Annotated in this window: 18 protein-coding genes; 13 read left to right on the forward strand and 5 right to left on the reverse strand. The window is 61.3% G+C overall.

Annotated elements, in window-relative coordinates; genetic code table 11:
- Positions 1–10: 10 nt before the first annotated feature.
- Positions 11–973, forward strand: a complete 963-nt coding sequence (ctlX, locus tag DM807_RS09475; protein ID WP_171577261.1) for a citrulline utilization hydrolase CtlX — start codon at positions 11–13, stop codon at positions 971–973.
- Positions 974–1,149: 176 nt separating this feature from the next.
- On the opposite strand, the gene DM807_RS09480 is transcribed toward ctlX, so the two are convergent.
- The gene (locus tag DM807_RS09480; protein ID WP_179027310.1) at positions 1,150–2,031 is read right to left on the reverse strand and encodes a LysR substrate-binding domain-containing protein; all 882 of its coding nucleotides are present in this window, start codon (positions 2,029–2,031) and stop codon (positions 1,150–1,152) included.
- 44 nt (positions 2,032–2,075) lie between these two features.
- Positions 2,076–3,866 carry a gamma-glutamyltransferase gene (ggt, locus tag DM807_RS09485; protein ID WP_179027311.1) on the reverse strand — a complete coding sequence of 597 codons (1,791 nt, stop codon included), beginning with the start codon at positions 3,864–3,866 and terminating at the stop codon, positions 2,076–2,078.
- Positions 3,867–3,982: 116 nt separating this feature from the next.
- Here ggt and DM807_RS09490 point away from each other — a divergent pair, with 116 nt between their 5' ends.
- Positions 3,983–4,636, forward strand: a complete 654-nt coding sequence (locus tag DM807_RS09490) for an ankyrin repeat domain-containing protein (RefSeq protein WP_060493449.1) — start codon at positions 3,983–3,985, stop codon at positions 4,634–4,636.
- A gap of 43 nt (positions 4,637–4,679) precedes the next feature.
- Here DM807_RS09490 and pobA read toward each other — a convergent pair whose 3' ends face one another.
- The gene (gene pobA / locus DM807_RS09495; RefSeq protein ID WP_060493450.1) at positions 4,680–5,867 is read right to left on the reverse strand and encodes a 4-hydroxybenzoate 3-monooxygenase; all 1,188 of its coding nucleotides are present in this window, start codon (positions 5,865–5,867) and stop codon (positions 4,680–4,682) included.
- A gap of 173 nt (positions 5,868–6,040) precedes the next feature.
- Here pobA and DM807_RS09500 point away from each other — a divergent pair, with 173 nt between their 5' ends.
- The 3 genes from DM807_RS09500 (at position 6,041) to DM807_RS09510 (ending at position 8,310) form a co-directional block, all read left to right on the forward strand.
- The gene (locus DM807_RS09500; RefSeq protein WP_012272030.1) at positions 6,041–6,919 is read left to right on the forward strand and encodes a helix-turn-helix domain-containing protein; all 879 of its coding nucleotides are present in this window, start codon (positions 6,041–6,043) and stop codon (positions 6,917–6,919) included.
- Between the two features lie 73 nt (positions 6,920–6,992).
- Positions 6,993–7,391: a MerR family transcriptional regulator gene (locus tag DM807_RS09505; protein WP_003247847.1), complete on the forward strand. Its 399-nt coding sequence runs from the start codon at positions 6,993–6,995 to the stop codon at positions 7,389–7,391.
- 19 nt (positions 7,392–7,410) lie between these two features.
- Positions 7,411–8,310 carry a hydroxymethylglutaryl-CoA lyase gene (locus DM807_RS09510; protein ID WP_060493452.1) on the forward strand — a complete coding sequence of 300 codons (900 nt, stop codon included), beginning with the start codon at positions 7,411–7,413 and terminating at the stop codon, positions 8,308–8,310.
- Between the two features lie 531 nt (positions 8,311–8,841).
- On the opposite strand, the gene DM807_RS09515 is transcribed toward DM807_RS09510, so the two are convergent.
- The gene (locus DM807_RS09515; RefSeq protein WP_003247836.1) at positions 8,842–9,360 is read right to left on the reverse strand and encodes an MgtC/SapB family protein; all 519 of its coding nucleotides are present in this window, start codon (positions 9,358–9,360) and stop codon (positions 8,842–8,844) included.
- 140 nt (positions 9,361–9,500) lie between these two features.
- On the opposite strand from DM807_RS09515, the gene DM807_RS09520 reads away from it, so the two are divergent.
- From DM807_RS09520 to DM807_RS09540, 5 genes are all read left to right on the forward strand, one after another.
- Entirely contained in the window at positions 9,501–9,740 is a 240-nt protein-coding gene (locus DM807_RS09520) for a DUF3203 family protein (RefSeq protein WP_012272027.1), read from the forward strand.
- Positions 9,741–9,861: 121 nt separating this feature from the next.
- Positions 9,862–11,265, forward strand: coding sequence for a cytochrome c oxidase accessory protein CcoG (ccoG, locus tag DM807_RS09525; protein ID WP_012272026.1), 1,404 nt, complete (start codon positions 9,862–9,864; stop codon positions 11,263–11,265).
- 50 nt (positions 11,266–11,315) lie between these two features.
- Entirely contained in the window at positions 11,316–12,728 is a 1,413-nt protein-coding gene (gene mapR / locus DM807_RS09530) for a GntR family transcriptional regulator MpaR (RefSeq protein ID WP_179027312.1), read from the forward strand.
- A gap of 54 nt (positions 12,729–12,782) precedes the next feature.
- Positions 12,783–14,438: a PAS domain-containing sensor histidine kinase gene (locus DM807_RS09535; RefSeq protein WP_179027313.1), complete on the forward strand. Its 1,656-nt coding sequence runs from the start codon at positions 12,783–12,785 to the stop codon at positions 14,436–14,438.
- Positions 14,439–14,502: 64 nt separating this feature from the next.
- Entirely contained in the window at positions 14,503–16,569 is a 2,067-nt protein-coding gene (locus DM807_RS09540; protein WP_179027314.1) for a PAS domain-containing protein, read from the forward strand.
- A gap of 9 nt (positions 16,570–16,578) precedes the next feature.
- Here the strand turns inward: DM807_RS09540 and DM807_RS09545 are convergent, their stop codons facing one another.
- On the reverse strand, positions 16,579–17,325 hold the full coding sequence (locus tag DM807_RS09545; protein ID WP_012272022.1) for an SDR family oxidoreductase: 747 nt from the start codon (positions 17,323–17,325) through the stop codon (positions 16,579–16,581).
- 253 nt (positions 17,326–17,578) lie between these two features.
- Between DM807_RS09545 and DM807_RS09550 the strand changes: the two genes are divergently transcribed.
- Genes DM807_RS09550 through DM807_RS09560 form a run of 3 tightly spaced genes read left to right on the forward strand, consistent with a single transcriptional unit; the run spans position 17,579 to position 19,280 of the window.
- A complete protein-coding gene (locus DM807_RS09550) occupies positions 17,579–17,932 on the forward strand; it encodes a YkgJ family cysteine cluster protein (RefSeq protein ID WP_244965019.1) in 354 nt (117 codons plus the stop codon).
- Positions 17,933–18,865: a hypothetical protein gene (locus tag DM807_RS09555; protein WP_179027315.1), complete on the forward strand. Its 933-nt coding sequence runs from the start codon at positions 17,933–17,935 to the stop codon at positions 18,863–18,865.
- A gap of 4 nt (positions 18,866–18,869) precedes the next feature.
- Complete coding sequence (locus tag DM807_RS09560) at positions 18,870–19,280, forward strand: hypothetical protein (RefSeq protein ID WP_069943298.1); 411 nt, start codon at positions 18,870–18,872, stop codon at positions 19,278–19,280.
- Positions 19,281–19,375: the final 95 nt, after the last annotated feature.

Genomic DNA, 19,375 nt, shown 5'->3' on the forward strand with positions numbered 1-19,375 from the left:
GTATTCCCACATGGCATTTCCAACGCGTTCGATTCAAGCACCTGCAGCCGTGGTCATGGTCCGGCCACATGCCTTCACCCCCAACCCAGAGACCGCAGCCGACAACTCGTTTCAACGCAGCCACCCGAGCCTCGCCGCACAAGCGCTGGCCGAGGTGGCACGTGATGAAGTCACCCAGGCCGTCGGTCGCCTTGAGGCCGAAGGCGTACGCGTACACCTGTTCGATGACTTCGGCGAACTCAATACCCCTGACTCGGTATTCCCCAACAACTGGTTCTCCACCCACCCCGGAGGGCACATCGCGATCTACTCGATGTACTCGCGCAACCGCCGCCGCGAGCGGCGCACCGATGTGATCGAAATGCTCAAGCATGAGTACCGCGTACAGGATGTCATCGACTATTCAGGGCTGGAGCAGGACGAACTGTTCCTCGAAGGGACCGGCGCCATGGTGTTCGACCACCTGTCACGGGTGGCCTACACCGCGCGTTCCAACCGCGCCGACCCGATTGCTCTCGAACGTTTCAGCACACACTTCAACTTTGAGCCGATGGTGTTCGACACGGCCGATGAACAAGGCACGCCGATCTACCACACCAATGTGCTGATGTGCGTGGCGACCGAGTTTGCCCTGGTAGGCTTCGGCACCTTCACCAACAAGGCGCGAGCCGAGGAAGTGCGCATGCGCCTGATTGAATCGGGGCGCGATGTGATCGACCTGAGCAACCAGCAAATCAGCCAGTTTGCCGGCAATGCCATCGAACTGTCCGGGCGTGACGGGCGCATTCTGGCGCTGTCACGCAAGGCCTTCGACAGCCTGAACGCCGAGCAACGCCAACGCATCGAACGCTCGGCGCGGCTGGTGCCACTGGACGTGCCGACCATCGAGATGGCCGGCGGCTCGGTGCGCTGCATGATTGCCGGCATTCACCTGTCGCCCCGCCTGGCTGCGGCGTACACCTGCGCCGGATGACTCGCGGCCTTGGTGCTGGTTGACGCGGTCGGTGTAGGAGCGGCCTTGTGTCGCGAAAGGGCCGCCACGCGGCCCCAGCAACTTGTGCACCACCGCTGAAATTCTGGGGCTGCTTTGCAGCCCTTTCGCGACACAAGGCCGCTCCTACAGCGACCGCGTCAGATCGTCAGGCCGCGTCAGATGCCACCACCTGCCAATAGCTGCGTCATCACCTCGGCCAACGCCTTGACCATCACATCTGCCGTCGGCCGGTGGACGATGACGATCTCATAGCTGTCGACCTCCGGCAGCCCTTGCCCTGCCCCCAGCACCCGGTGCTCACCAGTGGCCGCCCTTGGTGGCAGCAGGCTCACGCCCATGCCATCGGCGACCGCGGCCTGGATGCCACTGAGGCTGGAACTGGTGAAGCTGATACGCCAGCGTCGGCCCATGCCTTCGATCGCGTTGATCATGTCTTCGCGGTACAGGCCGCGTGGCGGGAAGGTCACCAGCGGGATCGGGTCGAGCTCGAAGGCGGGCGTACGCGCGCTGTCGATCCATTGCAGGCGCTCTGGCCAGCAGGCCACGCCCTCGCGGGTGTTGCGCCGCTGCTTGAGCAGCACCAGGTCAAGTTCACCATTGTCGTAGGCCTGGCTGAGGTCCCGGCACAAGCCACTGGTCACTTCCAGCTTCACCTGTGGCTGCAGCCGGCTGAAGGCCGACAACGCATTGGTGGTACGCCCGCCAACGAAGTCCTCGGGCACGCCAAGGCGCACGGTGGTACCCACCAGCGCCCCGGCCAGGGCCTCGAGCATCTGGTCGTTCAGCGCCAGCATGTGCCGGGCATAGCCGAGCAGGGTTTGCCCGGCATCGGTCGGTAGCACATCACGGTTGCCGCGTACCAGTAGGCGGTGGCCGACCATGTCTTCCAGGCGGCGCACCTTCTGGCTGATCGTCGACTGGGTCGAATGCAGGCGCGCGGCAGCGGTGGTGAAGCTGCCACAATCGGCCACCACGACAATGGCGCGCAGCAGGTCGAGGTCGAACAGAGCCCTATTCGATTTCACGCTGATAGACATCTTGGTATTCAACTACTGAATGGCGAACCTGCGTTCTATCACGGCTAGTCGCCAAGGGCCACACCTTCCCGCCGAGGATCGGCACCACCTGACCAACCCTCGCCACTGCGCTGAATGATCTGCATGCCGCTGGTCATGGTCATCGGTGTCACGTCGTGTCCCCAGGCCGCCAACTGGCGGATCAGCGACGGGCTGGCCAGCCCTGCTTCCACTTCGGTACCCGCATTGCGGCTGCCGAAGTTGGGCAGGCCGGCGGCCTGCTGCGGGTCGAGCTGCCAATCCAGCAGGCCGACCAGCGCCTTGTTCACGTAACCAATGATCTGAGAACCGCCCGGCGAGCCGAGGCTGGCCACAAGCTCGCCAGAGGCACGCGAGAACACCAAGGTCGGCGCCATGGCCGACAGTGGCCGCTTGCCCGGCTGCACCCGGTTGGCCACCGGCTTGCCGTGCTCTTGGGGGGTGAAGGAAAAGTCGGTCAGGTGATTGTTGAGCAGGAAGCCTTTGACCATCAGGTGCGAACCGAATGCGGCCTCCACCGAGCTGGTCATGGCCAAGGCCTGCCCACTGTCATCCACGGCACTGAGGTGCGACGTGGAAATGCGCAATGGCGAGCGGTCAGGCGCCAGGGCCAGGTCCGCGCCTTGCGGCCGGCCCGGCAGTGCACGCTTCATGCTGTATTCACCGATCAAGGCGGCGCGGCTGGCCAGGTAGGCGGGATCGGTCAGGGCCTTGACCGGGACCGGCACATAGTCGCTGTCAGCCAGGTACTGGGCGCGGTCGGCATAGGCCAGGCGTTCGGCCTCGGCAATCAGATGCACGGCCAGTGGCGGTGCCTCCAGCCGGGCCGGGGACGAGGTGGCCAGCGGACGCAGCGCTGCCAGGTCGCGCTGGGGCGCAGCGCGTTGCACGGCTTCGAGCATGCCCAAGGTCTGCAGCACCGTCACCCCGCCCGACGATGGCGGCGGCATGCCGCATATTCGCCAGGCTTTGTAAGGGCCACACACCGGCTCGCGCTCCTTGGCCTGATACTGCTGCAAGTCCTGCAGCGACAGGTAACCCGCATTGGCATGGCTGCGCACCTTGGCCACAATGGCTTCGGCAATTTCACCGCTGTAGAACGCCTCGGGGCCTTCTGCCGCGATCCGCTCGAAGGTGTAGGCCAACTCAGGGTTTCGCAGTGTTGTGCCCACTGCCAGCGGCTTGCCCTGTTCATCCAGAAAATAGCGAGCCATTGCGGGTGAACGGCCAATGTAGGGGTCCCCGGCCAGCAACGTGTGCAGGCGCTCGGAAACCGCGAAACCGTTGCGTGCCAGGGCAATGGCCGGGGCGAACAGGTCGCGCCAAGGCAGCTTACCGTGTTGATCGTGGGCCAGTTTCAAGGCACGTAGCACCCCTGGCACGCCGACCGAACGGCCACCAATCTGCGCTGCCCGGAACGGCATCGGTGTACCGTCGGCTTGCAGGAACAGCTTCTCTGTCACCGCCGCCGGCGCAGCCTCGCGACCGTCGAATGCCTGTACGCGCCTGCCGTCCCAATACAAGATGAACGCCCCGCCGCCAATGCCACTGGACTGGGGTTCGACCAGGGTCAGCACCATCTGCATGGCGATGGCAGCGTCAATCGCACTGCCCCCGGCACGCAATATCGCCCGCCCCGCTTCACTGGCCAGCGGGTTGGCGGCAGCGGCCATGTGCCGGCTGGCGTGCACCGGCTGCAGCCCGCTGCGGTAACCAGAGGCCAGCTCCGGTGGTGCGGGCAGCACCTGGTCGGCACAGGCCCAGCCACTGGCAGCCACCAGGCACAGAGCGCTCATCAGCGGCGTAGAAAATTTCATCGTCTTGCTTCCTGCCTTCAACTATTCAGCCAGGCACTGTCGGTCATGCGCAAAGTTAACTTCAAGCCTTGCCGCGATTTTTCTAGGATGTAGCCAGGTCGATAAGGAGCCAGCCCATGCGTTTATCAATTGCCGCGACGCTGTTTGCCCTGTGCACCAGCCTTGCCACCCACGCCGAGACCCGCACTGTGGACAACCGCCTGCACAACGCCGCCCGCCACGATGACGTGCGCACTTTGCAACAATTGCTGGGGCAAGGTGCCCGGCTGGACAGCCGTGATGAGCAAGGGCGCACTGCCCTGCTGGTGGCGACCCACGGCAACCAGCTGGCGGCGGCGAAAGCCCTGATCGAAGCCGGGGCCGATGTGAATGCCAAGGACAACATCGACGACAGCCCCTACCTGTATGCTGGCGCCCGGGGCCTGAACGACATCCTGCGGCTGACCCTGCGCCACGGGGCGGACCTCAAGAGCACCAATCGTTACGGCGGCACCGCGCTGATTCCGGCTGCCGAGCGCGGGCATGTCGAGACCGTGCAAATGTTGATTGATGCCGGCGTTGACGTGAACCACCTTAACCGGCTGCACTGGACCGCGCTTATGGAGGCCGTGGTGCTGGGCGATGGCGGGCCGCGGCATGTGGAGATCGTGCGGCGGTTGCTGGCGGCCGGGGCGGATCGGCAGATTGCCGACAAGGACGGGGTGACCGCGCTGGAGCATGCGCGGCAGCGGGGGTATCGGCAGATGGAGATGCTGCTGGCCCACGAGTAAAGCCTGGCGTTGAAATGCTGGGGCGCAAAGCGCCCCTTAGAAATCACACCACTTCTTCGAACGGCAGCCCCACATAGTTCTCGGCAATGTTCACCAGCCCCGCTGGCGAGGTCAGGAAATACTCGCGGTCAGCCTCCTGCATCTTCTTGTCCCAGGCATCCTTGTGGCTACCGAAATCATGCAGCAGCTGGGTCATGAACCAGCTGAAGCGCTCGCCTTTCCATACCCGGCGCAAGGCCAGCGGCGAGTACTGCTGCAACAGGTCGGTGCGCCCTTCGCGGTATACCTTGAGCAGAATGCGGTACAGGTAGTTGACGTCCGAAGCGGCCAGGTTAAGGCCTTTGGCGCCGGTAGGCGGGACGATGTGCGCGGCGTCACCCACCAGGAACAAGTGGCCATACTGCATCGGCTCCACCACCAGGCTGCGCAGTGGCGCAATGCTTTTTTCCAGGGCTGGGCCCGTAACCAGGTCTGCCGCCACGTCGGCTGGCAAACGGGCTTTCAGCTCGTCCCAGAAACGCTCGTCAGACCATGCTTCGACCCGGTCCTGCAAAGGTACCTGCAGGTAGTAGCGGCTGCGGGTTTGCGAGCGTTGGCTGCACAACGCGAAACCTCGCTCGTGGTGGGCATAGATCAACTCGTGGTTGACCGGTGGGGTGTCCGACAGCAGGCCCAGCCAGCCAAACGGGTAAACCCGCTCGTACTGTTTCAGCACGCCCTCGGGAATGCTTTGCCGAGAGACGCCGTGGAAGCCGTCACAGCCGGCGATATAGTCACAGTCCACCCGATGCACCTGGCCGTCTTTTTCGAAGGTGAGGTACGGCTTCTCGCCCTTCAGTTCGTGCGGCTGGACATTGCCGGCTGAATAGATGATTGGCGCGCCGCTGGCTTCACGGGCCTGCATAAGATCACGGGTGACTTCGGTCTGCCCATAGACCATCACCGTCTTGCCACCGGTGAGGGCCTTGAGGTCCAGGCGCTGGCGGCGCCCGCCAACCAGCAGCTCGACACCTTCGTGCACCAGGCCCTCGCGGTCCATGCGTTCTGAGACTCCGGCTTCGCGCAACAGGTCGACAGTACCTTGCTCCAGCACCCCGGCGCGGATGCGGCCAAGGACATATTCGGCCGTCTGGCGTTCGAGGATGACGTTATCGATACCGGCCTTGTGCAGCAGCTGGCCCAGCAGCAGGCCCGATGGACCTGCACCAATAATTGCAACCTGAGTTTTCATTGTTGTTGTCTCTTGTTCGGACGATGCCGGCCCAGGACTGGCAGTGGGCCCGCATCTGCTGTTAGGGTTTGCCCTTGCATTTTTACTGGCAAAAAACGTCAGTTAACTGTGCTATTCCATGCAAAACCTGCACTTTTACAAAAAACGTTCGATTAACGGACAGGTCAGCCCAGATGAAATCCACCCTCCCCGGCGTCCCGTTGTTCAAGCTGTATGGCGAAAACCAGGCGTGGCCCGGCACTGACCTGATGCATTGCGAATCGATCCCGGCACGCAGCCGCCTGCATCACTGGGAGATCAAGCCGCACCAGCATGCCGAGCTGTTCCAATTGCTGTATGTGCAGCGCGGCCAGGCCCAGGTGGAGATCGAGGGGGTGCGCAGTGCCATCGATGAGGCGGCGATCCAGGTGGTACCGCCGATGACCGTGCATGGCTTTCGCTTCAGCGCCGATATCCAGGGCTACGTGCTGACCTTCGGCACTGCGCTGGTAGCGAATCTGGAACAACGCCTGGGTGCGCCACTGACCGTGCTGGCACAACCTGCCTGTTACCCGCTGGGGCATGAGCGCGTGCACCTGCGCAGCCTGATCGACACCCTGCAGCAGGAGTACCAGGGCAATGCCCCGGCGCGCGCGGCAATGCTTGAAGCATTGGTTACCGCGCTTATGGTATGGATCAGCCGCCGCCAACAGTTGGGGCAAGCGCCACGTAACCGCGATGAGCGTGACCGCCTGTTGCTGGGGCAGTATTTGCGCCTGGTTGAAGCGCATTATCGCGAGCATCTGTCGGTAGAGGATTTTGCCGCGCGGCTGAATGTACCGAGCTTGCAGCTTAACCAGCTGTGCCGGGCGCTCAGTGGCCAGACTGCGCTGCAGGTTGTGCACCAGCGTTTGTTGCTGGAGGCTCGGCGTAACCTGATTTACACGCGGATGAGCATCGGGCAGTTATCGGATAGCCTGGGGTTCACCGACCCGACTTACTTTGCGCGGTGGTTCAAGCGTTTGAGCGGGCAGACGCCCAATGGATATCGGCGATCGGGGCAGCCTGACTGATTTGCAGCCGCCTGCTTGACGTATACGTCAACCTGCCTTCAGGATAGCCGCATACCCCACGCCGAGCCCCAGCATGAGCACCCAGACCTACAGCATCTCCGACCTGTCCCGCGAGCTGGACATCACCACCCGCGCGATTCGCTTCTACGAGGAACAGGGCCTGTTGAGCCCAGAGCGCCGTGGCCTGGAGCGTATCTACTCGCCGCGCGACAAGGTCAGCCTGAAGCTCATCCTGCGCGGCAAGCGCATCGGCTTTTCTTTGGCCGAGTGCCGCGAGCTGATCGAGCTGTACGACCCCACCAGCGGCAACCTCAAGCAGCTCAACAGCATGCTGGCGAAAATCGCCGAGCGTCGTGCCCAGCTGGAGCAGCAGATGCTCGACATTCACCAGATGCAACTGGAACTGGACACCGCCCAGGAGCGCTGCGAACAAGCCCTGGCCGCCACCCTGAACAACAAAGACAACCGCTGAACGCCACAGGAAACCCGCCATGTCCTTGCCCAAACACGTCCGCCTGGTCGAAGTAGGCCCCCGCGACGGCCTGCAGAACGAAGCCCAGCCCATCAGTGTCGCCGACAAGGTGCGACTGGTTGACGACCTCACCGAAGCAGGCCTGGCCTATATCGAAGTGGGCAGTTTCGTCTCGCCCAAGTGGGTGCCGCAGATGGCCGGCTCTGCCGAGGTGTTCGCCGGCATTCAGCAACGCCCAGGCGTGACCTATGCAGCGCTGGCGCCGAACCTGCGCGGTTTCGAGGACGCCCTGGCTGCCGGGGTGAAAGAAGTGGCGGTTTTCGCTGCGGCCTCCGAAGCGTTCTCGCAGCGCAACATCAATTGCTCGATCAGTGACAGCCTCAAACGCTTCGAGCCCATCATGGAGGCTGCGCGCAGCCATGGTGTGCGCGTGCGTGGGTATGTGTCGTGCGTGCTCGGCTGCCCTTATGAGGGCAAGGTCAGTGCCGAGCAGGTGGCCCCGGTGGCTCGCGCCCTGCACGACATGGGCTGCTACGAGGTCTCGCTGGGCGACACCATCGGCACCGGCACCGCCGGCGACACCCGCCGCCTGTTCGAGGTGGTCTCGGCGCAAGTACCGCGCGAGCAACTGGCCGGGCACTTCCATGACACTTATGGCCAGGCCCTGGCCAACGTCTATGCCAGCCTGCTTGAAGGCATCAGCGTGTTCGACAGCTCGGTGGCCGGGTTGGGCGGTTGCCCTTACGCCAAGGGCGCTACCGGCAACATCGCCAGTGAAGACGTGGTGTACCTGCTGCAAGGGCTGGGTATTGAAACCGGCATCGACCTGGGCCGGCTGATCGCCGCCGGCCAGCGCATCAGCAGCGTGCTGGGCCGCGACAACGGGTCGCGGGTAGCACGGGCGCGCAGCGCGCAATAAGTCACACGGGTGTCACATACGTGTGGGTGAAGTGTTACCGCCCCACGTTTCACAGCAAAAAATCGGGTAACAGGGAAACAAATCGACAAAATTTCAGGCCAAGCGTTTTTGACGAAAAAAGCTAAGTGCTTGATTTTAAAGGGTTTGTAAAAGTTGGCACGCACCCTGCTATATCTTCGGTACAACAACAAAAAAAATGTGACACCCAATAAAAACAACAGGTAACGGCTCTGACATAACAAGAACAACACGGCAGAGGCGTAGCAAGCAGATTTTTTTGGAGTCGACACGCTTTTCAGGGGTACGCCCCGCGGTCTGGCACAGAACAATAAAACTACCTCAAGGTAGCAGCAGCCAGGTTCGGATCAGCCATGATGAAAGCAGGTCAGCGCTCAAAAAAATACGTTTGCTCTTGACCCCGCATGGGGGTCGCCCGCAACACCAGGACAAGCCGACAAAAACAACAATAGGCCGGTCCCAATAATAAAAAAAGAGCAGGCAACAACGCTTTGAGGGGAGCTTCGGCTCCCCTCAGTGCTTCCTGCCCTCTTCCTCCTTCTGCTTCTCCTCATCCTGCCCTTCGACCTTCTCTACCAGTAACGGCATCGTGCCCAGTACCAACAGGGCCAGTACCGTGCTGATCAGTGCCGTGGCTTCGCGGCCCATGCCAGCTGCTGTACCGATGGCTGCTGTCATCCACAACCCGGCAGCAGTAGTCAGGCCTTTCACATGGCTGGTGTCCTGGCCATTACCCTTGAGGATGGTGCCCGCCCCCAGAAAGCCGATCCCGGCGACGATGCCCTGGATCACCCGGCTCAACGCTTGCTCGTCAGCCCCGGCCATACTGGGTGCCAGCACGAACAAGGCGGCCCCCAGCGAGACCAGCATATGGGTACGCACCCCGGCAGACTTGCCTTTGTGTTCACGCTCGAATCCCAGCACGGCGCCAAGTACCGCAGCCATCAGCAGTCGCACAAGGATTTGTGTAACCTCGCGCTCATCGGTGACATCGGCGAACTCGGCCTGGATTGCTTGCCAGATGACGTCCATCGCGGTGGTGCCCCCTGCCTGAACATCGTGCTTGCATGGTTGACCTCTGCACACAGGGCAAAGTGCCGCTCAGCCTGCTGATGCAGCAACCAGCCCCAAACCGCGGTCCACCCTGTAACCCCCCCCAGGAGGACCACCCCATGCCCATTGAAGTCGACGAAACCACGCGCCGTTGCACACTGATCGGCGAAGACCTGCGCATCGAAGGTGAAGGCCCTGATATCGAAATCATCACCGACGAACAGTTGCATATGTCGGTGGCCCTGCTTGCGGGCCAGCGTGTGCCGATCACTGAAGCCGAGGCCGACGCACTCACCGTGGCGGGTGCGGTGGATAGCCGCAGGCATCTGAAGGCTAGCGTGCCAGGCTCGGTAATCTAAGGCCTGGCGGGGCCAAGCGGTAAATCTGATATGGTTTTTATCGCAAAACCTGAACCTGTGCTGATAACAGGTTCAAGGCCATAGTGCTCATGCCTGATCGAGGCCTGATGAGCACCGAGCCATGAACGATAGAATCCCTTTTACAGAGATCGCCACCGCCCCAGCCAGCCCCCAACCGCGACGCACCGACAGCGGCATCCATACCCGCAGCTTCACCGGGCTGTACCGCAACCTGCGCATCGGCTTTGCCGGCGCCCTGTTCGTGCTGTTCTTCGGCACCGCCTGGCTGAACTGGAACGGCCGCCAGGCCGTGCTGTGGGACCTGGGCAACAGTAAATTCCATATCTTCGGCGCCACGTTCTGGCCACAGGACTTCATCCTGCTGTCAGCGCTGCTGATCATCTGCGCCTTTGGCTTGTTTGCCATCACCGTCTATGCCGGGCGCGTATGGTGCGGTTACAGCTGCCCACAAAGTACCTGGACCTGGCTGTTCATGTGGTGCGAAAAGGTGACCGAGGGTGACCGTAACCAACGCATCAAGCTGGCCGCCGCGCCCTGGAGCCTGAACAAACTGGCGCGCCGCACGCTCAAGCACAGCCTGTGGCTGGCCATTGGCGTAGTCACCGGGCTGACCTTCGTCGGTTACTTCACCCCGATCCGGCCACTGGCTGCAGAGCTGTTCACCCTGCAACTGGGTGGCGTGGCGTTGTTCTGGGTTCTGTTCTTCACGGCCGCCACCTACATCAACGCCGGCCTGCTGCGCGATGCCGTGTGCCTGCATATGTGCCCGTATGCGCGCTTTCAGAGCGTGATGTTCGACAAGGACACCCTGGCAGTCGCCTATGACCCGCGTCGTGGCGAAACCCGTGGCCCCCGCAAGAAAGGCAGTGACGTTCAAGCTCAGGGCTTGGGCGACTGCATCGATTGCACCTTGTGCGTGCAGGTGTGCCCCACCGGCATCGACATTCGCGATGGCTTGCAGATGGCCTGCATCGGTTGCGCCGCGTGCATAGACGCCTGTGACGGGGTGATGGACAAGATGGGTTACGCCCGCGGCCTGATTGGCTACAAGTCCGAGCACAGCCTGCAAGGCGGTACCACTCACTGGCTACGCCCGCGCCTGCTGGGCTACGCCGCTGCACTGGTGGTGATGATCGGGGCGCTGGTGGTGGCCTTGCAGTTGCGCCCGATGGTGTCGCTGGATGTGATCAAGGACCGCGGCCTGTTCCGTGAAAACGCCCTGGGCCAGATCGAGAACATCTACCTGCTCAAGGTCATCAACAAGACCGAACGTACCCAGCATTATGAGCTGCGCCTGGTGGACGCCGACGGCTTTGCCTTGCAGGGCAACACCGCATTGGTCATCCCTGCGGGTGAAATGAGCGAATTGCCGGTGTCGGTGGCAATGCTCGCCGAACGCCCGACCAGCAGCTCGCAGACGCTGAGTTTTGAAATCAGCGAACGTGACGACCCCGCTATCCGTAGCGTGGCGCACAGTCGCTTCGTCGCCCCCATGAACCGTTGATCCCTTACACTGACGCCACCTTGCCTGCCAGGCTTCGACAGAAGGCCAGAATGAAACGCTACGAACGCTTCGCCGACGACATTGCCGAACTGATTCGCTCCGGGGTGCTGGGCCCCGGCCAGCGCGTGCCTTCGGTGCGCTACGCCAGCCAGACCCACGGGGTCAGCCCGTCTACTGTGTTCCAGGCCTATTACCTGCTGGAGCGGCGCGGGTTGATTCGCGCCCGGCCGCGCTCCGGGTATTTCGTCAACGCCCACGCTCCGCGCCAGTTCAGCGAGCCGCAGGCGCTGCAGCCGGTCAGCGAGTCTACCGACGTGGACGTCAGCGCGTTGGTGTTCTCCATCCTCGACTCGATCAAAGACCCCAACACCATACCGTTCGGCTCGGCCTTCCCCAGCCCCGAGCTGTTCCCCCTGCAACGCTTGTCGCGCTCGCTGGCCAGCGCCAGCCGCAGCATGGACCCGCGCATGGTGGTGACTGACCTGTCGCCGGGCAACCCGCAGCTGCGCCGGCAAATCGCACTGCGTTACATGGTCGGCGGGCTGATGTTGCCCATGGAAGAGCTGCTGATCACCAACGGTGCGCTGGAAGCCTTGAACCTGTGCCTGCAGGCAGTGACCCAGCCGGGTGACCTGGTCGCGATCGAAGCCCCCGCCTTCTATGCCTGCCTGCAGGTGCTGGAGCGGCTCAAGCTCAAGGCCGTGGAGATTCCGGTCCACCCGCGCGAGGGCATGGACCTGGGGGTACTTGCGCAAACCCTGGAGAAGCACCCGGTTAAAGCCGTGTGGTGCATGACCAACTTCCAGAACCCGGTGGGTGCGAGCATGCCAGAAGCCAAGAAGCAGGCTTTGGTTGAGTTGCTGACACGCCATCAGGTGCCGTTGATCGAAGACGACGTCTATGCCGAGCTGTACTACTCGCAACAGGCGCCCAAGCCAGCCAAGGCTTTCGACACCCAAGGCCTGGTCATGCACTGCGGTTCGTTCGCCAAAAGCCTGGCACCGGGCTATCGCATTGGCTGGGTGGCCGCCGGGCGCTTTGCGCAGAAGATCGAACGGCTGAAACTGATGACTTCGTTGTGTGCCTCGATGCCGGCCCAGGCGGCCATCGCCGACTACCTGCAACACGGCGGCTACGACCGCCACCTGCGCAAACTGCGCTACGCCCTGGAAGGCCAGCAGGCCAACATGCTGGCGGCCATCGCGCGCCACTTCCCGGCGCAGACGCGGGTCAGCCAGCCCTCTGGCGGCTACTTCCTATGGCTGGAACTGCCCGAGCAAATGGACGCCCTCAAGCTGTTCCACATGGCCCTGGCGCAAGGGATCAGTATCGCTCCCGGGCCAATCTTTTCACCCACCCGGCGCTTCGGCAACTGCATCCGCCTGAACTACGGCAGCCCCTGGCACGACGGTGCCGAGCGGGCCATGGAAACCCTTGGGCGGATCATTCGCTCGTTTGGATAGCGACTGGCCCGAGGGGCGACTATAGTTGCTCGATCCGTTCATCGGGCCCTCGCCATGCAACCAGACGCGCCTCCGTCGATTATCCAGTTGCAAGCGCGTGTCGCAGAGCTGGAGGCGCGCCTGGCAGAGCGCGAAGACACCTCACAAGCACACATCAAGCTGCTGGGCGAACTGCTCGACAGCAGCCTGGCCAATGTATTCGCTGCCGACCGCAAGATGCGCCTGGTGGCCATCAACCGTACGGCACGCGAAACCTTCGAGCGTTACCGAGGTTTCGTACCGCAGATTGGCGACCACGTACCGCAGTTTCTGACCAACCAACCCGACATCATGGACCGTCTGGCCCCGGTATGGCCGCGCGTAATGGCCGGCGAAGCGTTCATCGACACCATCACCCTCGGGCCCGTTGACGCACCACGCCATTACGAAATCCGTTGCCACCCGTTGCTCGATATTCAGCAACGCATCCAGGGCGGCTACATGTTCGCCTATGACATCACCGAGCGCACGGCCGAACAGCAACGCCTGCGCCAGGCCGAGGAAGCGTTGCGTCAGTCGCAAAAAATGGAAGCGGTCGGCCAGTTGACCGGTGGTATTGCCCACGACTTCAATAACCTGCTGGGCAGCCTGCTAGGTGCGCTGGAACTGGCCGAGCAGCGCTTGCGCGAACAACGCCACGCCGACACCGCGCGCATGCTGGAACTTTGCCGCAACACCACGATACGCGCCGCCACGCAGGTACAGCGCCTACTGGCCTTCTCGCGCCAGCAAACGCTGATGCCGCAACCCATCGATGTGCAGTGCTTGGTTGCCGGTATGCAAGACTTGATCGCCAGTTCTACCGGTCCTCACATTGATTTCCACGACCAGACATTGGCCGGACTGTGGCAGATTCGCATCGATCCGCAGCAACTGGAAAATGCCTTGCTGAACCTGTGCATCAATGCCCGAGATGCCATGCCCTTGGGCGGTATCCTCAGCATCTCGTGTGCAAACAGTGACCTTGCTGTGGCCGAGGCCGGGCAACTGGACCTGCCCGCAGGGCGGTATTTGCACATTCGCGTCACCGATACCGGCATGGGCATGTCCAACGAAGTGATGCAGCGAGCCCTTGAACCCTTCTTCACCACCAAACCGCTCGGACAAGGTACCGGCCTGGGGCTGTCCATGGTCTATGGCTTCGTCCGCCAGTCCGGCGGGCAGTTGCAGATCGAAAGCGTGGCTGGGCAAGGCACGTGCATTCACCTGTATTTTCCTCAGGAAGAGTACATCAGTGCCGACAACCCACCTGTGCCAGCCACAACCTGTGTTGTGCTTTCCGCCCCCCGTGTGCAGCGGGTCATGCTAGTGGAGGACCAGTCCGCCATGCGCTTGGTGCTCGTCGAAGTACTGACTGAACTTGGCCATGAAGTACAGGCTTTCGACGTTGGCCGCCCGGCACTTGAGGCGCTGCATGCGGGCCCGCTACCGGACTTGCTCATCACAGATGTCGGCCTACCCGGAGGTATCGACGGTTATCAGCTGGCAGAGGCGTTTCAAGGGTTTCAGGCCAACGCCCCGGTATTGCTGATCACCGGCTATGACGCTGCCGAGCTCCCGCCCAGTACCCGTCCCGACAGCCGCACCGAGCTGCTGTCCAAACCGTTCGACCTGCAGAGCTTCTGCAGTCGGGTAAACCGCTTGCTGGGTATTGCGCCGCCGCAACGCTGATCGTCTATCCGCCAGCAGGTGAACACGTTAAAGTTTGCTTCTCCTCTTTTTGTCGGACAACGGCATGCCCTCCCGCGACCTGCTCTCCCTGCGTCAACAAGTCGAAGCTCTGCAACGGCAGAACGCACTATTGGAAGCACGTCTTGCCAGCCTTCAAGACCATGATCAGGGCTTTTACCGGTCGTTGTTCGACACCATGGACGAAGGCTTTTGCATCATCGAATTCTTCGACGGCCCGCACGGTCCGTTGAGTGACTATGTGCATGTGCTGGCCAACGCGGCCTACGCCAAGCACGCTGGTATTCCCAACGTGGTCGGGCAGAAGCTGCGCGAGATGGTGCCTGACGAGGCCGATGACTGGGTGGCGCGCTATGGCGCTGTACTTCGTACCGGCGACCCCCTGCACTTCGAGCAGGAGCTGGTCGCCACCGGCCATGTGCTATCAGTAACCACTTTTCGCGTAGAGCCAGCCGAAAAGCGTCAGGTAGCCGTGTTGTTCAAGGACGTGACCGAACGCCGGCGTGCGGAGCAAGCCCTGCAGCGCCTGAACGAAGAGCTCGAGCAACGCGTGAACACGGCACTGGCAGAGCGACGCTTGTTTGCAGAGTTGGTCGACCACAGTGTGGTCAATGTGCATGTGCTCGACAACGACATGCGCTGGCTGGCCATCAACCGCCAGGCCAAGCTTGATTTCCAGCTGCTGTTTGGGAAAACCCCGGAAATCGGCGATTGCCTGACAGATCTGATAGATGATGGGCTTCACGGTCAGGCGCTGAACCTGTCCTTGTGGAAGCGAGCCCTGGCGGGTGAGCAGTTCGTAGAAGTCGGCACCTTCGGCAAGGAGCCCCTGGCGCGCCATTACGAGCTGCGCTTCAACGCCCTGCGCGACCATGAAGGAGAAATACAAGGGGCCTTTCTGTTCGCCTACGACATCACTGAGCGGGTGCAAGAGCAGGATCGCTTGGCCAAGGCCGAAGAAGCCCTTCGTCAAGCGCAGAAGATGGAAGCCGTGGGCCAGCTCAGCGGCGGCATCGCCCACGACTTCAACAACTTGCTGGGCGGCATACTCGGCGCTCAGGAACTGATGCGCCAACGCCTGGACCAATCACGCTTCGACGCCCTGGAGCCGTTGCTGGAGCTGTCCAGCGGCTCGGCGCAGCTGGCCTCTTCGCTGGTGCACCGGCTGCTGGCGTTCTCCCGCCAGCAGACCCTGCAACCCTGCTCCACGCAGGTGGCCACATTGGTGGCCGGCATGGAAGAGTTGCTGCGCCGCACCATAGGCCCGGAAATTACCCTGAACAGCCAGTTCGCCAGCCAGCTGTGGCCGACCTTCATCGACCCGCCACAACTGGAAAGTGCCCTGCTCAACATTTGCATCAACGCCCGCGACGCCATGCCTGCGGGTGGTTTGATCGACATCATCGGCGACAACCTGCAAATTGACGAAGCGCAGGCCCAGGCATTGGAGATACCTGCCGGCGAGTACGTGCGGCTAAGCATCGTCGACAACGGTAAAGGCATGTCGGCCGAAGTGGCGGAGCGCGCAGTCGACCCGTTTTTCACCACAAAACCTATCGGCCAGGGCACCGGCCTGGGATTGTCGATGACTTACGGCTTCGTGCGCCAATCGGGAGGGCAATTGCGCGTGTTGTCCGTACTTGGTGAAGGTACACGAATCGAGCTGCTGTTCCCACGACACCATGAGCAACCCAAAGCCCCAGCGCCCAAGGCCCGCGACACGCGACTTGAAAAAAGCAGCACGGCGGCACGGCGAATCCTGCTGATCGAGGACCAGGCGGCCTTGCGCATGGTGGTCGGCGAAGTGCTGGAGGAGCTGGGCTACCAGGTGGACGCTTTCGAGAATGGCCCGACTGCCCTCGCCCACCTGCAACGTGGCGAACGGCCAGACCTGCTGCTGAGCGATATCGGCCTGCCGGGCGGCCTGAATGGTCGCCAGGTGGCCGAACGCTGCCGTGAGCGCTACCCAGACATCAAAGTGTTGTTCATCACTGGCTACGACGAGAGCGCGGCGCTCAGCGACGGCCAGTTGCTGCAAGGTACATTGGTGCTGACCAAGCCGTTCGAGCTGGAAGTGCTGGCCGAGCGGGTACGAGAACTGCTGGAGGATTGACGGGCGCGTTCAGCGCCCGCCGCTCAGGTCGATGAAACTACCGGTGGAATAGGATGCTTTGTCCGAGAGCAGCCAGAGGATGGCCTCGGCCACCTCCTCGGGGCGTCCACCGCGGCCCATGGGCAAGCCGGGTTCGAGCTTGCTGACGCGATCCGGGTCACCGGACAGCGCATGGAAACCGGTATGGATATAGCCCGGTCGTACGCCATTGACCCGTACGCCCTCGCCTGCCACCTCTTTGGCCAGGCCGATGGTGAAGGTATCGAGCGCGCCCTTGGAGGCTGCATAGTCGACATATTCATTGGGTGAACCAAGCCGTGCGGCCATCGACGACACGTTGACGATGGCCCCGCCCTGCCCGCCATGCCGGTGCGCCATGCGCAGCAAGGCGTGCTTGGCGCAGAGCATGGGGCCGACGACGTTGGTCTTCATGATCTTGAGCAGGCGGAACTCGGACATTTCCTCGACGCGGCTTTGCTGGCCGATGGTACCGGCGTTGTTGACCAATGCGGTGACCGGGCCGAGTTCTTCGTCGACGCGCTGGAACAGTTGGATGATTTCATCCTCGACGCTGGCGTCGGCGCGCACGGCAATGGCCTCGGCGCCCAGGGCGCGTACCTGGCCGAGGATGTTTTGCGCAGCTTGGTCGTCGGTGTGGTAATTGATGCAGATGCGGTAGCCGTGACGGGCGGCCAGCAACGCCGTGGCGGCGCCGATACCGCGGCTGCCGCCGGTGATGACGATGACGTTCTCCATGAATGTGCCAATCGTTCTGATGAGGGAGAGCCGACAATAGGCGAAATGGCTGTATATGGGAATGACCAAGGTCAGCTGAAACAGAGTCGTTTCGCAGCGGCAGCAGGTTCTACGCTGCGACGTTATTGGCGGCGTCGACGCTATGACGGTAAAGAGCCCTAAAGTTTTTCGAGCGGTGGCAGATACCGTTGGAAGCGGTGTAATCGCGTTTGAGAACACTATCACCAACCACGATGGCCGAAGCGCTTAAGCTATGAGCGATGGATTGCTACCCGTACAAATGCTTGAGGGGTCACACGGTGCCAACGCCTCACCTGTATTCACTTGTACGAAATGCGGGCTTTGCTGCAAGAACCTGGACAAATCAGCTGCCTATGCTCACCTGAATCGCGGTGACGGAACTTGTGTGAATTTTGACAGCACAACAAGCGAGTGCAGCATTTACACGCGCCGCCCCTTGATCTGCAGAGTCGATGATTTTTACGAACATAATCTCTCGGCACACATGAGCAAAGAAGCCTATATAGCAGGCAATCTGAAAGCCTGTATCGGCATTCAAACCAGCAACAAAATAAATACTCACTCAAACGATCAAGAGGGATTTTGAATGCCAATTCCAGTTCTTTTGTGGGGTGCTGCTGCGGCACTGGCAGCAACGGGCGTATTCAAAGGAGTTGAAGCATCCAACAATTTTGATAAGGCCAAAGAAATGGGCGAGGATGCAGAGCGCACCTTTAAAAATGCCTCTGCAGCGGTGGACAGAGACCGCAAAGCAACCCAAGCCGCGTTGGCAGCACTGGGCGAGCTTAAGGTCCATACGTTCAGCCATCAGATCAAATATCTCGTCGAAGCGCTCAAGCGGCGAAAGGACACCAAAAGCACCCTAAAAAACTTTAACGAAAACGTTACCGTAGAGGAGCTGAAAAGCTACGAGAAGCTGGTGCTGAACTCTTTGGAAATTGAGAAAGGCCTCGCCTCTGGCGTTGGAGGTGGTGCATTGGCGGCAATCGGAGCCTATGGCTCGGTAGGTGCACTGGCCAGCGCCTCTACTGGCGCTGCGATCTCCGGACTCTCTGGCGCGGCGGCGACCAATGCCACCCTGGCCTGGCTTGGCGGCGGTGCCTTAAGCGCTGGCGGTTTCGGAATGGCTGGTGGCATGATCGCTTTGGGCGGGATCGTGCTGGGTCCAGCACTCGCCATTGGCGGGTTCATGATGGCAAGCAAAGCTGAGGAAGCGTTGACGAAAGCCCATGAATACCAAGCCAACGTCGAAACCGCCGTTGCGGAAATGGAAGTTTTGAAAGTGGCAATGAAGGCAATCAGGACGAATGCGGCTGAAATGGCAAAAACCATTACCGAGCTGGCTCAGCGCTTCGAGGCGATCAAAGTCATGGACGACAGCGTTCCTGAAGCGTTCGAGAGGATGGTGGTGCTGGGCATAGGCCTGAAAAAAGTACTGGATATACCAATCATTACTGAAGATGGCTCAGCAGCCAAGAATATCAAAAGTACCATTTCTGGCATTTTGACTTTGGGCTAACCCCATGAAAAAGCAAATTCAGGCTCTCATAAGCAAGGCTCCGGGTATTCCAACGCAAGCGGCTCAGTCCTCCTTTGACCTGCTTGTATCGTCCTGGAGCGAATACAAAAAGGTCGCCGAGGTTGAAGGCACCAAACGATCGGCCATTTCAGCCTTCAAGGATGTAAAATTAGAGCAGATCGGCGCTCAAAGAGCCGTGCTTGAGCAGTACCTGGCCAATACCTTTCAGGAAAGGGCAGCAACAATTCATGGTTTTTTCGAGGTACTGGACAAAGGTATCGAATCCGGTGACAGCGCCCTGATCAGCAATGCCATTGGCGCAATCATCGACATTTCCAAGCAATCGCCTCTTGCAGGGGCTCGTGAGCTTATCGGGGCCTTCTACGACCCAGAGGTCAAGATGCTGGAGATCTAAGCGGCGGAAATACCTGCTCGGTGTCTGGAAATCACTTCGGGAGAACGAAGGATTGCAAATACTGCACTGAGGCATCCGGCCCGTTGATCAATCGG

Origin of the sequence: Pseudomonas hunanensis (genome assembly GCF_013393325.1) — a bacterium.
In the GTDB taxonomy this organism is placed as follows: domain Bacteria; phylum Pseudomonadota; class Gammaproteobacteria; order Pseudomonadales; family Pseudomonadaceae; genus Aquipseudomonas; species Aquipseudomonas putida_P.

Coding starts and splice junctions, on each gene's coding strand:
- ctlX (WP_171577261.1), top strand. CDS start 11: ATGGCATTTCCAACGCGTTCGATTCAAGCACCTGCAGCCGTGGTCATG.
- DM807_RS09480 (WP_179027310.1), bottom strand. CDS start 2,031: ATGTCTATCAGCGTGAAATCGAATAGGGCTCTGTTCGACCTCGACCTG.
- ggt (WP_179027311.1), bottom strand. CDS start 3,866: ATGAAATTTTCTACGCCGCTGATGAGCGCTCTGTGCCTGGTGGCTGCC.
- DM807_RS09490 (WP_060493449.1), top strand. CDS start 3,983: ATGCGTTTATCAATTGCCGCGACGCTGTTTGCCCTGTGCACCAGCCTT.
- pobA (WP_060493450.1), bottom strand. CDS start 5,867: ATGAAAACTCAGGTTGCAATTATTGGTGCAGGTCCATCGGGCCTGCTG.
- DM807_RS09500 (WP_012272030.1), top strand. CDS start 6,041: ATGAAATCCACCCTCCCCGGCGTCCCGTTGTTCAAGCTGTATGGCGAA.
- DM807_RS09505 (WP_003247847.1), top strand. CDS start 6,993: ATGAGCACCCAGACCTACAGCATCTCCGACCTGTCCCGCGAGCTGGAC.
- DM807_RS09510 (WP_060493452.1), top strand. CDS start 7,411: ATGTCCTTGCCCAAACACGTCCGCCTGGTCGAAGTAGGCCCCCGCGAC.
- DM807_RS09515 (WP_003247836.1), bottom strand. CDS start 9,360: ATGGACGTCATCTGGCAAGCAATCCAGGCCGAGTTCGCCGATGTCACC.
- DM807_RS09520 (WP_012272027.1), top strand. CDS start 9,501: ATGCCCATTGAAGTCGACGAAACCACGCGCCGTTGCACACTGATCGGC.
- ccoG (WP_012272026.1), top strand. CDS start 9,862: ATGAACGATAGAATCCCTTTTACAGAGATCGCCACCGCCCCAGCCAGC.
- mapR (WP_179027312.1), top strand. CDS start 11,316: ATGAAACGCTACGAACGCTTCGCCGACGACATTGCCGAACTGATTCGC.
- DM807_RS09535 (WP_179027313.1), top strand. CDS start 12,783: ATGCAACCAGACGCGCCTCCGTCGATTATCCAGTTGCAAGCGCGTGTC.
- DM807_RS09540 (WP_179027314.1), top strand. CDS start 14,503: ATGCCCTCCCGCGACCTGCTCTCCCTGCGTCAACAAGTCGAAGCTCTG.
- DM807_RS09545 (WP_012272022.1), bottom strand. CDS start 17,325: ATGGAGAACGTCATCGTCATCACCGGCGGCAGCCGCGGTATCGGCGCC.
- DM807_RS09550 (WP_244965019.1), top strand. CDS start 17,579: ATGAGCGATGGATTGCTACCCGTACAAATGCTTGAGGGGTCACACGGT.
- DM807_RS09555 (WP_179027315.1), top strand. CDS start 17,933: ATGCCAATTCCAGTTCTTTTGTGGGGTGCTGCTGCGGCACTGGCAGCA.
- DM807_RS09560 (WP_069943298.1), top strand. CDS start 18,870: ATGAAAAAGCAAATTCAGGCTCTCATAAGCAAGGCTCCGGGTATTCCA.